This is a genomic window from Acidovorax sp. LjRoot38, from assembly GCF_964252975.1.
In the GTDB taxonomy this organism is placed as follows: Bacteria; Pseudomonadota; Gammaproteobacteria; order Burkholderiales; family Burkholderiaceae_C; genus Acidovorax; species Acidovorax facilis.
Map to the genome: position 1 here is coordinate 1 of NZ_CAXUPT020000020.1, position 12,637 is coordinate 12,637.

Sequence of the window (12,637 nt, forward strand, 5' to 3'; positions counted from 1 at the left end):
CCAGGTTCACGCATTCTTGATGCTTGTCGACAAGGAGCAATTTTCAACAGTTGATGGACTCAATCAGCGATTCAAGGTGGTCGTGGAGGGACGGCGTCTCAGGGTCCAAGTGGAACCAGGCACGACGCTGGAATCCCTAGGTCAGCTCCTGCTGGCCACAGTCCCTGTGGACGAACAGGTTGACATGATCCTGTCTGACACCCTCACAGTCGGGCCGAAGGAACAGCGTCCCTTCCCTGAAGCGGTGGGGGCCTTCGCTCTTGCCTACTCGCAGGACACGCCGCTTCCACCCGTTCCTTCGTCAGCTTGTGGTGGCTGCCAGTTCAAAGCGCCTAGCTGGCCATTGCCTGAACAGCCCAAGAGCGGCTTTCATGAGTGCTGGTCACAGGCGTTCAATTGGGGAGAAGCTGATTTCAGCGAGGCGACGGTTCTAGACCTCTGGAACTTTCGTGGGAAAACTCAGCTCATCGAGCAGGGAGTGCTGAAGGCAAAGCAAGTCACGCTGGAGGACCTGAAATTCGACGGTGAAGATCCAGGCGTCAACGGTATGACGCGCCAGCACCGACAGTGGTATATCTGCCAGCCGGCGTGGCCCGGTGGTGGCGAGTACTACTTCGATGGTGCGGGCTATCTATCTGCAAGGGCCGGATGGAAATTCCCGTTGCATTGCATCGACTTCGAGACAAGCGCAGTCGCCATCCCCTTCGCGAGCGGTCGGCATCCGTACGAGCTCACCGCCTTCCAGTTTTCGCACCATGTCGTCTACGAAGATGGCAGGGTTGAACACCGGAGCCAATGGCTCTGCGCCAAACCTGGTGTCGATCCGAACATTGATTTCGTTCGCGCGCTGTGCAATGCCCTTAGTAAGGACAACGGCACCATCTTCAGATGGTCCGCGCATGAGAACACAGTGCTGAACAAGCTGCGTGAAGAGCTCCTTGCATCGGCTACACCACCCAAAGACAAGGACGCACTGGTAATCTTTATTGAGTCCATCACGTCAAGGTCCGTTTCTTCCAAAGAGAAGATTCACGGGCCAAGGACCATGGTTGACCTATGCGATATAGCAGAGAAGTTCTACTTCCACCCGTCTACAAATGGCAGCAACTCGCTGAAGAAGGTACTCCCAGCGCTGATGAAGAGTTCGACCGCTCTGCGTAAAACTTACGGCAAGGCGAACTACGGCGGAATGGGTGTCAGCCTGAACTTTGTGGAGCCCATTGCTTGGTGGCAAGAGCGTGATGGCGAGGTAATGGACCCGTACGCGCTTCTACCTCCAGTATTCGACGACCTTTCGCGCGATGAGGCCGATGCAGTCGATGAAGGCCTGTCCGAGGAACTGAAAGAAGGCGGTGCAGCAATGGCTGCCTATGCCAGACTCCAGTTCGAGGATCTGCCTGATGCTCGCCGCGCAAACATGGAGAGCGCCCTCCTTAGATACTGCGAGCTGGACACACTGGCGATGGTGATGGCAATCCAGGCGTGGGACCACATGGCGGCGGCTACGGCCAAGTCCTGATTGGGGCATCACAAACATCTGTTCCGGCATTTCTTAAGTCCCGCCTTTGGCTTTGTAGAACGACCTCCGCGACGCGGAGCTTGACGTCAGGTAAAGCGCCTCACGCCCACCCCAGGGCGAAAATCACTTGCTTTGCTGTTGATTTCCATGCAACCGTAACCCACCGGGGGTTAGTGGGTCACTTCTGCGTGGAAATCAACAGCTGTCCTTTGCCCTATGGGGCCGGACGTCGGCGGTGCAGCGGTTGCGGTCTTTGGAGTTTCCAAGCTCAACTCCCGATAGCGGCCGTTCAACGATTGCGCTGAGCATCGCACTGTGCAAGTCTCACGCCAAGCCTATGTCTGGGGGCTAGACAACTCTGGCGACTCCTGAAACGCTGGGTGTTCAACGCCTTGCTAGTACTCACCCGGCCTTGACGCGGAGCTTGGCCGTGCAACCCGCGCACGTTACTACTTAAGCCTCAGCGCCGGCTTCCACTCAGGTGCCTGCCACTCCCAGATATGAACCTCTTCGAAGGCCTTGGGCAGCAGGGTCCTACCGATCTCGATGCTCGCTGACAGCGGCGTCGCCGGATGCACGTGCAGGACCCGAGCGCCCGCGGCGAAGAGCTGCCGAAGGAAGACGTTGAAGCTAGTGCTGAACTGCTGCACGTGCGCTTCCTTACGGATGATGTTTCGGTCGGGCGCGACCGCTTGGAACTCGACGACGTCACGGCCAACGGGATGCTGAGCCTTGCCCGAGATGCTGACGACCACCGACAACTCACGAGGCACCGTGGGCGGCACGGTGAAGGTATAGCTGGGCTCGGGGCACGTATCACGGGTGTCCCAAAGCCACTTTTCTCCAGGCAGGTCCATGATTGCCGCCGGCGTCTTGTCGCCCACCAGCGCCCCCAGCTTCATGAGCATCGGAATCGGAGCGAAGCCGGCAATGCTCAGGTGGGCGGCCCCTCCTCGGGCGACAAGCTCAGGCCTGATGCGCTGCTCATACTGCTGCGTCAGCGCGCGCTGTGCGCCTCCCCAGAAGTCGGGGTCGTTGTCCTGCAGGAAGAAGTTGCTCTGGTCAATATGGACCGCGGTAGCGGTTGGAAAACGCTTGAAATCGCTGTTCATCAGCATCGCGTACTGGATGTGACGCACGTCGATGACGGGCACGTGGGCGCCGATTGGGAACGACATCACCACGGGCATGCTTTCCTCCACCCCTGTCGCCGAATACATGCGCTCGATGCGGACCTCGTGTTCACGCTTCATGGCGCGCAGTTGTTCAGCCGTGAACTCGTTGCTCTGGCCGTGCCGGTCGATGCGCGCATGGCAGTCAAAGCAGGCGAGCATGAGGTTGTTGGGGTCTGCCGCCAGCTTTTCGGATAGCCCCGGAACGCCTCGAGCACCAGCGGGGCTGTCGGCAATGATGTGCGCGTACTCCCCGACCACGCTCTTAGCCTTCTTGGTGAGAAAGTCTCGATCTACACGCTTGCAGCATCCGCGGAATTCACAGCGGCCGGCCGCTGCTATCCAGAGGTCGCGACGGACCGGCGCTGAGATGTAGGCGCGCGCCACCGTCCTGGTCACCGCCGCTGCCGGCACGAGCGCCGAGGACGCGCTCGCCGTTGCTTTAGATTTCGGCATTCTTGTTCTCCAACTTAAGTTCGCGATATGTGCCTCGGCGGCTTAGCGTCCAGATCCGGATGCAGTCGGTGCCGACGATGGGGAAAAACAGGCGGTCACCCTCATAGGTGTCGCTGGCAACGGCCTTCTGCCAGTCGCGCTGGTCGACGCCAGATGGCGTGGGGTCTGGCTCCGGATGCGTGTGCCATAGCCCCAGGTAGGCGGACGTGCTGTTCTCCTCCAGCCACCGCTGGCGCGCCAGCAGCTCGTGCTTGGAGGACCTGAAGAAGCCGTACCTGCTGCGGCGGTCACTGCTCTGCGGGGTCGACACCTCGTCGACGACAACATCGCGCGAGTCCAGCAAGTGCCGACCAAGAAGAACGCCGCCAGCCTCTTGATCCAATGAGCGGTGCTGCGCGAACGCCTTCATCTGCTTAAGCGCATGCTCGACGATGATGAGTCGCTGCTTGGGCGTGACGCGATAGACGAGCTTCACGGCGCCGGCTCCCTGCGCGCGCGGCAATGCGTGCACGGGCGCCCAAAGACCTGCTGGGTTGCAACCTCCTCGGACGTGGTCCGCGCGAGCCGGAACCAGGGAGTTGTGCGCAAGCCCTGCTCAGCGGCGGCCTTGCCTTCGCCCACCCAGAACTTGTAGGAGGGCTGGCGCGCCACGGCGCCCGCGCCCACTGCGCTCATGGCGGACAGGATGTGTTCCGCTGCCATCAAGCCCGTACGCCGGGACTGAAGCGCGCCGTACGGCACAAACGCACCCGAACACCCAGTGAGATTGCGAGTGACCGGCTGATTGGGCTCAAGGAAGGCCGTACGCGGCGCCAGGGAAGGCTGCCCCTCGTCGTCGCGGTAGGCGCAGTTGAGGCATCCCTCCCCCTTGGTCCACATCAGCAACGAGTGGCCGCCGAGGTCGAGCGCTTCGAGCCAGGTGAACACCACCGGAAGGTCAAGTTCGCGCACCTTGAGTGCCCGCGAAAACGACCGCTCGATGGACGGAGATCCGAATGCCAGGACGATGCCGTCGTACTGGCTGAGGTCAGCAGTCTTGAGCCACGTCTGCGCGGCCGTAGGCACCGCAGTGACGTTCAAGCCCGGATAGCGCAGCTCCAGCGCCATCTTCAGTGCAGTCGGCTTGTCCAGGTCGATGTACATCGGGTCAAGGACGTGTCGAAACACGTTGTCTGCCGCGTACTCATCGGGGTCCACCACCGTGAGCTTGCCGACGCCCGCCGCAGCCAGCGTGTCCACGACCACAGAACCCACAGCCCCAACGCCGAGAACCGCGATGTGCTTGTCAAGCAGCTCGAGCGAAGCGCCCCCGCGTTCGCGCATGAAGGCCGGCGTGCGACGCCGCATGGTCAGCGGCGTCACCGGCCCCTTTGGGTCGATGATGCCGCGGCTCGCGGTAAAGGACACCCCCACCAGTGAGCGCCCGCCGGCCCGGCGGGGAACCGACACCAGCAGCGCCAGGCGCTTCGGCGAGTTCTTCGACGCCCCGACCAGCTTGTCCCAGAGCGCTAGTTGATCGGGCGACATGCGCTGCAGGACTTCGGCGATGAAGGCGGCCGTGAGCTCGCCCGGCTTCACCGGCGGCAGTCCAATCTGGTCCAAGTGGACGTAGAGCGTGCGGTGAGCTTCGAGCTTGTTCTTCTCCACCTCCCATGGGAGCTTGGCGTCGCGCTCTAGGAAGTACCAGGTCGGCTTTTTGAGGCCGAGGTGGGGGAAGCCCTTGAGCAGGCGAGCGGCGCCGTCAATCTCGAAGTACGCCCGGCCGCGAACCGACCGCGGCAGGCCCAGCCAGTACCCTTCCAGCTCGTTGAAGAACTCCGCGTAGCCAGAAGAAGCATCTGCGGCAGAGTTCTCCAGCAAGTCGTACGCCTTGATTGCCGCGTGCGCGACGATGTCGGCAGGGCGCTTGGGATCTAGCGACAGCCCCTGCTCATCGTCGATACAGACATATCCGCCGTAGCTGACGTGGGCCAGCAGAAAGGTCGGCGGGTCTGTGGTAACCGTCGGCAGCTGCAGGTATTCCTCTGCGCAGTCGACGTAGACCTTCCACTGGTGCGTGCCGTTCAGCTCGATCGCCAAGACGTTGGAGGTCGAGCTCGCCAGGCGCGCGACCGCGACGCCGCGCAGCGCGAACGCGGCAACCACTGCCTCAAAGGCCGCGTCGACCTTCGCGGTGTCGACCTGAACTGCAGCTGCCTCGGTCAAGCGGAATTCCCGGTGCTGATGACTGCAGCCGAGACCGCCTTCGCCGTCTCCGACTTCTCGGGCACCTTGAAGTCGTCGCCGAACTGCTTTTTCAGCAGCTTGCAGGCGTCCTCGGGGAGTTCCTCGTCGTAGGCATCACTCAGCGCGTCGCGCAGCGACTCGAGCTTCTCCTTGAAGGTCTTCATCTGCGCTGCCGTGCGCTTGGCCATCAAGTCGGTGTATGGCGCCACCGGCAGCATCACCTTTAGGCGCTCGTGCATGCCGTCGGCTTGGCTCCACTCATAGGTGAACTGCCCGAGCATCGCCTCCACCCAATTCAGCATCGCCAGCAAGTCGATGGGCTTGCCGGAGTTGTTGAAGTTCGGCTTGAACCACTTCAGGGCCGCCACCGTCAGCGCGATGCTCAGCGGCGCGCCCGAGCCCGTGAACTGCCACTGGCGCCAGCGCTTCAAGTAGCGGATGCAGCGGCGGTACTGGGCGAGTTCATCAGAGTCGCTGAAGGCGCCGCAGACGAGCTTGGTGAGAGCTTTGGGATCGGAGACCTCCCAGATGCGGTGCTCTTCAGCAGAATTTTCCTTGCCCTTGGCCAAGTACAGCGTGCCGTTGGCGTCGCGAGAGTAGACGGCCAGGTCGACGTGATACGCGACCTTGCCACCGCTGAGGTAGTTCACGGTGACGCAGGGGCGGCGGATGAGCACGGTGCGGAAGTTCGTGTTGACGGCGTCCCGCACCTTCTTCTTCAGCACCACCGGGTCCGGGTATTTGTCCTGGTCGCAGTCGAAGATGAGGCCGACGTCGATGTCGAAATTGCCGTCCAGCGGCACGACGCCCGTGTGCATGGAGTAGCTGCCCTGGTTGAAGTTCGTGAACGTGGGCACGTCATCACCGAGGTTGGCATTCAGCGCCTTGACGATGGTGTCGCGCTTCTCGCGCAGGGTCGCCTTCTCGTCGTCTTCGTCGAAGCAGATGGCGCTATGGAAATCTTCGAACTGACGCTGGACAGCAGGCATCTTGGCCTCCTTTTCTTTCGAGAGAAGCCAAGACGCGAGACCTGCGAACAACCCGATGGCGATCAGGGGGTGCATGTACTTGACGAGGTGGCCGGTTGAATGGAACGCAATGCGGCGATGCGATGAAGATTAGTATATCTAATCAATTTGATTAGTGCAAATGTGGTTTTTTACAGTGATATGTCGCACTGTCAGATATGATGTATTTCATGAAACGTAAAGAGAAGCGCTCGCAAGCACTTGCGAGCCTGACGAAGACGCAGCGGGAGCGGCTGTCCCACATTGACTTCAAGCTGTACTTCCTTGGAGAGCTGCGACGGGCTGACGTTGTAGACCGCTTCGGGACGGGCCCAGCTGGAGCCACCCGCGATATCGCTCTATATCGAGAGCTGGCGCCGGAAAACCTTGAGCTGGACAACTCCGACAAGGTCTACCGACTCACCCGGGCTTTTGAACCCCTGTTCGAGCACAGCGCACGCCGCGTGTTGACCGCCCTCACCCAGGGCTACGGTGAAGGCCTAGGTGAGCTGTTGGGTGACGAGATTCGCCCGATGCTGCGATGTGAAGTACCGTCTGCGTTGAGCCTTCCGAAGACGTCGGTACTGGCGCCGATCACCCGCGCGATCCATCGAGGCAAGGCTGTCAGACTTCGCTACACGTCCATCGACAGTGGCCGCACCGAGCGTGAGCTTGTCCCTGTAGCTCTTGTAGACAGCGGGCTCCGCTGGCACGTGCGAGCCTTTGACCGCAGGAGTCTGCAGTTCCGCGACTTCGTGCTGACCCGGATGGAGGAACCGATGGTTCTAGAGGACAGCGTCGTGCAACGCGAGGAAACTGCTGAGTTCGATCTGCAGTGGAGCCGCATCATTGAGCTGGAGCTTGTGCCGCACCCCCAGCACACGCGGCCTGAGGTTGTCCTCATGGACTACCCTTTCGCCGAAGATGGCGTGCTTCGGGTTCGTGTCCGTGCGGCCAACGCAGGCTACATGCTGCGTCGCTGGTCCGTGGACTGTTCTTTAGACCATCAACTGCGAGGTATGGAGTACGCACTGGGCCTGCGTGACCCTCTCGTCCTGTACGGCGCAAGCAACGCACAGCTTGCGCCGGGCTACAAAGACCCACGGTCGGACCGCGCAGTTAAGGCGCTATAACGGACAGCCAGTCACCAGAAAGCGCCCTGAACGCCACAACTGCATGAAGCAATTCATTTCGATCAGCCAAGCCAAAGGCTGCATTGCCCCGGATTCCCCGACTACTGCGGAGTTCGAACTGTGCAGGAAGTCCTGGGGTATGCGGATGCGCCAACAGCCTAGAACTACACCCGAGCCTCAAGGTAGTTGGCGGTGCGGTAAGAAGCGCCCTGAGCTCCCGACCCGAGACTGAACCGCTGGAAAGCAGCCGCTGGCAAAGGTCGGCAATCAGTCTGAAGCAGTCGGTTAAGAAAAAGAGCTGACCGGCTGCTCATGGCTGATAGTACCTGTTGACGACCCGCATGCGAAGGACTCCAACCAGCCTCTTGCGGTCTTTGGACATCTAACGCCTGCCTAGACCGCAAGACTTCTCGCAAAACCCCAAAAAAAGAGCGCTCGTCTTGAGCGCTCTGTTTTGTATAGCAACACGTCCAATCTAGGCCAAGTCCACGTTCCCATGTATAGGTCTTCTTCACCCGTTGAATTCGAGTTTACGACTTTACAGTTACAAATGACCGCCCCGCAAACCCGCATGAATGCTAGAGGCCTGTTTACGACTTTATTTGCGAGTTTACGACTTTAATTACCCGGATTAAGGCCTTATTCGACTAATGTTTTGGACTTTTTAAACAATTTTTATGGACTTTTTTGGTGATTCCCTCAGAATGGACGCGTGCATTGGAAACCAGACCCCCTCCTCTACCCCAGCCATTTAAGAGCACGCGTCAAGAGGGGACGAGGCCTGCTCCAGGGCGCCGAGTACCTGCCTTGGCTTTACATACGCGACGTTCCTTCACGCGGCACTTCGTTGGGTGGGCATGGCATCGTTACGGGTCGCCCGCATCAAGGTCTTTCCGATCTGGAGGCCACCTATCTGTACCTTATGGAACGTCGTGAGAGTGTGGTGGACATTCGAGAGCAATGGCCTATCTTGGATTTGGATAGGACTCTAGAGCTCTGTACGGAACTTGAGGTTCGACACATATATAAGAGAGGGTTGCCGGAGCCCTTCACGATCGACTTTCTGATCACGGAACTGACGGCGGACGGAAAGAGCTACCGTGCAGCGAGCGTTAAGACTTCTGAAGATGCGGCCGATCCGTCAAAGAGATTGCGTTTAGAGGTGGAGCACAGATGGTGTCAAGAACGAGGCATACCTTGGACGTTGGTAGATACGTCGCGCTTCAATAAGACACTACTTGAAATCCTGCGCTTCATGCGTGGGTGGTTTCGCCATCGTTTCAATCCGGAAACACAACTTGATCCACGCTTCTTACTTGCTTTCGAGAGCTTCTACAAAAGCAACGAGTTGCTCAGTGAGTTAGTGGCAAGGCTCACCAAGACTCTTCGACTCCCCAATTCGCAGGTGCTGGACATGTTTCGGTACTGTGCTTGGTCAGGTCAAATAGATATCTCGCTTGGTCATCCGTTGGCGCTCAATCGACCACTGTTTTTGAATCAGAAGAAGCGATGACTGATTTTCGTGCGCTACCCAATCAGCCAACCCTTCATGTAGGCTTGGCACTGCATGACTCCGAACGACCAGGTCGGTATCTTCGCCTAACTCATATTTTTGAGGATGGGGTATATGCGATGTGGGTGGGCACACCCGAAGAAGCCAGGTATGCCAAACGACCGATTTTCTATTCTTGGAATCAACTTAGCGCGCTCACCTCACCTACATCGAAATGGGGTCGCATAGTACTTCCACAACAGCTCTCCGTGCCAGCCGAAAGCGGTAGTTCTCAGGCAGGAAAAATTCAATCAGCATGGGTCCAGATCGCGCCTGTAATACAAGCATTTGAAAATAGGACGAACCTATCGAGACATCACTTTACCGCCTTAATTCGAGAGAGAGCTTTAAGCATAGACGTTGCGGAAAAGACGCTGCACCGTCTCATCCTTCGTTACTACTACTTCGGCAGCACAAAAATAGCACTGGTTGCACTGCCTCGCGGCCCCAAGCGCACCACGAGGGGTCGTGAAGAGTCAGGTGAAAAAGACCATGCAAATGGCGAAATTCCGGATAAGGCCAATAATCGCCGCGGCCGGAAAACTATTCTGAGCGATGAACTAGGTCCTAATAATTTTGTTGTCACTCCGGATGATGTCGACGACATGCTCAGATGCTATAAGCAATTGCTCAGAAAGGGGCCAACAAATAAGACCACTGCGCACGAAACCTACTTAAGCACTTTTTTCCAGAAGAGCCACCCTGATACTTATCGCCAGTACATAAAAAAACAGATATCAGAGCCAGTAACCTATCGCCAGTTTTGCTACTACATAAATGGTGAGTTGCAGCTTACGGAAGACTTAGCACGAAATGAGCGCAGGCTTCGTCGTGACCCTGCCAACACCAACTCGCTAGTTTCGGCAGGTCCAGGTGAAATATATGAGATCGATTCTACCGGAGGGCGACTCTACCTAGTCTCCAGCGAAAAAAATCCTGTAGTGGTAGGCAAACCAACCATTTACTTCCTAATTGACCGGTGGAGTAGATTTGTCGTCTCAGCGTACATCTCTTTGCGCGCGCCTTCGTACGAGGAAGTTCGCAATACGCTCTTAATTGCATTTACCTCTCGCGAAAAACGCTTCTCGAGATTGGGCATAGAAGTTTCTGACAATCAATGGCCTATAGGCTGCATTCCAGCCGTTATCTGTCCTGATCGTGGATCCGACTTCATGAGTGGATCTATGTTGCAAAGCGTGGTCGATGATCTGCGCATCGACCTGACGCCACTCCCCCCTCTATGCCCAGACGGCAAAGCAATAGTAGAGAGGCTAATCCGCACTATCAAGCAGCGCATGGCGGCATCGGGGATGAAAGGTGTTTACGCAGACCGTCCCTTAGATCCTCAATCAAGAAGGGCCGCACGTAAGGCTGAAGCTGCTGCAGTGCACACACTTGCGGATGCGTACCGAGCGTTAATCGAAATTGTGAAGGACTACAACAACCGTCCCCATCAAGCCCTCAAGCGTCGAAAAATCCTTACACAACACGGCATCGAACCTACGCCGAAAAATGCGTATGTTTGGGGACTCGAAAACATAACGGGACTTCGGTCTGCACCGTACACGGAAGAAGACTATTACCGACTGTTACTCAGTTCAGATAAAGCGAGTATTTCAGGAGGTGTTCTTCGCTACAAGACTCGTGCATATCATCCCTCTAACGAGGCCGCAATCGACTACATCAGGCGATCGCCCAGAAACAGGCCTTCTCTGGACATCCGACTCGACAAGACGCAGCCAGCGGTAATCATGATAGCGAGCAGACACGGCGAATGGCCGTGTTTCGTGATGGGCGCTGGTGACGCAAGGGACAGCGAAGGAATTTCAATTGACGAGGAGGAGGCCTTCGCGGCTGTCAATGCACGCCTTTGGGCCCGCTCCGACCATGAAAGTCGACGCGTACGGGTTGCCGCAAAGGCGGCCAAGCCTGTCAACAACCGGCATAAGAGCGCCCCCGCCGAACGTTTACCTAATGTTGATATGCAACGAGCTAGGTATCAAGAAACCGCAAAACTCAAAAACAAGTTGCATGCCCAAACACACACAGAGTTCGAAGAGCACACGGCCAGTGCGTCCGTTGGGAAAAGCTGGAGTGAAGTGGAGCGAGAGGAGAAGGCTCGATTGGTAGAACTAGTGAAGCTAAACAGGAGCAAGCGATGAAGGATGTTGAGATATTCCCTGCGGTGTATCACGATACAGGAGTTTCTCGATTTGCAGGCAATCCGTTCATTGAGGCAATGCCGCCTCTGGAGCAAAGCAAAAGTGACTTTCTGACTAACCTCGCGCACTACCCAGCGAAGCCGTCGGCAACGCTTCGCAGGAGTAGCGAGGTCGTTCGACTGATGGAGCTGTCCACCATCAACGACATCGTCTACCCTTTCCCTGAATATCAAAAGGCTGGCTTCACCCTGGCCAAGATGGCCCGCGACACTTATGTAGCGCGCCACCCTTTGACTACGATGGACCGGCAGAGGAGGCACGCCATTGCCACCACCGGAACCAATGGTCTACCAATGCCCGCTGACTGGAAACCTTCGGCTAAAGGCTACTTCATGATGTCTGTTAGCGGGCAAGGCAAGACTACTTTCGCAGCTGCAGCTTTGCTGAGATACAAGCAGGTTATTTGCCACTCGAATTATCACGGAGCTGATCTGAAATGCCATCAGGTCGTATACGTTCTTCTCAGAGTGCCTCACGACGCAACACTCAAGTCGTTGTGCCTGCAATTCTTCAACGAGATCGACCGACTGCTAGGAACCGACTATTCGCGGAAGGCGGCAGCGCTACGCAATATTGCGCCCATGGTCGACTTGATGAACAAAGTCGCAACAGCTGTCTCCTTGGGCTTTATTGTCGTTGATGAAGTTCAGAATTTGCGCAGCGCGCGCGCCCAAAATGCGGAGCTTGTACTAAACCTATTCAGTGAAATCATTGAGCGGCTCGGCATTAGCTTGTTGGCGCTTGCAACACCAGCGGTCCAAGCTGTCGTAGAAGGAGCGGTACGAAACACCCGCAAACTCGCTTCCTTCGGGAGCTTGGTAATTGAGCCGATGGCAAGGAATAGCCCTCAGTGGGAAGAATTCTGCGATACGTATTGGGACTATACGTTTGTCAAGACAAAGACAAAGCTGACGAAAGAAATCCTTGATGCTTGGTACACGGCCTCAGCGGGAAATACGGCCTTCGCGGCGCTCGCGTTCACACTATCTCAGCACAATGAGATTGGCGGGCGCGAAATTATCGACGCTACTGCGTTTCAGCGAACCGCGGCGACTGACATGGCATTTCTTGGACCGGCAATTGCAGCCTTGCTCAGCAAGAACCCTGCAAAGCTTCGAATGTTTGACGATCTGCTGTTCAGTCCTAGGTACAAAGCTATGCGCGCCCTGCTTGGGGCAGAGGAGCCTGCTCGACCCAAAGGGGTAAAAAACGATGAGTTTGACGATGTACACGAAGAGAGCGTGCCCCCCAGTCCCGCTGCGACAAAGAACAAAAAAAGGGCCTCGCCTCGGCCGGTTGACCTCCCCTTAGAGGATCCGCTGGCCCGCTGAGACTACTTGCTGATTGACT

At 57.4% G+C, this 12,637-nt stretch carries 9 protein-coding genes; 5 read left to right on the forward strand and 4 right to left on the reverse strand.

Going from position 1 to position 12,637, the window contains the following annotated elements:
* Positions 1-1,519 (forward strand): DUF2779 domain-containing protein (locus tag ACSQ22_RS23995; protein ID WP_436131762.1); only part of this gene is annotated, 1,519 nt, incomplete at its 5' end.
* A 449-nt stretch (positions 1,520-1,968) separates the two neighbouring features.
* On the opposite strand, the gene ACSQ22_RS24000 is transcribed toward ACSQ22_RS23995, so the two are convergent.
* From ACSQ22_RS24000 to ACSQ22_RS24015, 4 genes are read right to left on the reverse strand one after another with little or no spacing between them, the layout of a single operon-like run.
* Complete coding sequence (locus ACSQ22_RS24000) at positions 1,969-3,147, reverse strand: SAVED domain-containing protein (protein WP_436131763.1); 1,179 nt, start codon at positions 3,145-3,147, stop codon at positions 1,969-1,971.
* Positions 3,134-3,622, reverse strand: a complete 489-nt coding sequence (locus tag ACSQ22_RS24005) for a Mov34/MPN/PAD-1 family protein (protein WP_436131764.1) — start codon at positions 3,620-3,622, stop codon at positions 3,134-3,136. The genes ACSQ22_RS24000 and ACSQ22_RS24005 overlap by 14 nt, the downstream gene beginning before the upstream one ends.
* Positions 3,619-5,352 carry a ThiF family adenylyltransferase gene (locus ACSQ22_RS24010; protein WP_436131765.1) on the reverse strand — a complete coding sequence of 578 codons (1,734 nt, stop codon included), beginning with the start codon at positions 5,350-5,352 and terminating at the stop codon, positions 3,619-3,621. The genes ACSQ22_RS24005 and ACSQ22_RS24010 overlap by 4 nt, the downstream gene beginning before the upstream one ends.
* Positions 5,349-6,437: a cyclic GMP-AMP synthase DncV-like nucleotidyltransferase gene (locus ACSQ22_RS24015; RefSeq protein ID WP_436131766.1), complete on the reverse strand. Its 1,089-nt coding sequence runs from the start codon at positions 6,435-6,437 to the stop codon at positions 5,349-5,351. Before ACSQ22_RS24015 ends, ACSQ22_RS24010 begins: the two co-directional genes overlap by 4 nt.
* 134 nt (positions 6,438-6,571) lie before the next feature.
* On the opposite strand from ACSQ22_RS24015, the gene ACSQ22_RS24020 reads away from it, so the two are divergent.
* From ACSQ22_RS24020 to ACSQ22_RS24035, 4 genes are all read left to right on the forward strand, one after another.
* Complete coding sequence (locus ACSQ22_RS24020; protein ID WP_436131767.1) at positions 6,572-7,513, forward strand: WYL domain-containing protein; 942 nt, start codon at positions 6,572-6,574, stop codon at positions 7,511-7,513.
* Between the two features lie 712 nt (positions 7,514-8,225).
* On the forward strand, positions 8,226-9,026 hold the full coding sequence (locus tag ACSQ22_RS24025; RefSeq protein WP_158603295.1) for a TnsA endonuclease N-terminal domain-containing protein: 801 nt from the start codon (positions 8,226-8,228) through the stop codon (positions 9,024-9,026).
* Positions 9,023-11,227, forward strand: a complete 2,205-nt coding sequence (locus tag ACSQ22_RS24030) for a DDE-type integrase/transposase/recombinase (RefSeq protein WP_082564903.1) — start codon at positions 9,023-9,025, stop codon at positions 11,225-11,227. Before ACSQ22_RS24025 ends, ACSQ22_RS24030 begins: the two co-directional genes overlap by 4 nt.
* Positions 11,224-12,618 (forward strand): ATP-binding protein, encoded by a 1,395-nt coding sequence (locus ACSQ22_RS24035; protein WP_056642864.1) that lies wholly within the window; start codon positions 11,224-11,226, stop codon positions 12,616-12,618. Before ACSQ22_RS24030 ends, ACSQ22_RS24035 begins: the two co-directional genes overlap by 4 nt.
* Positions 12,619-12,637 lie beyond the last annotated feature (19 nt).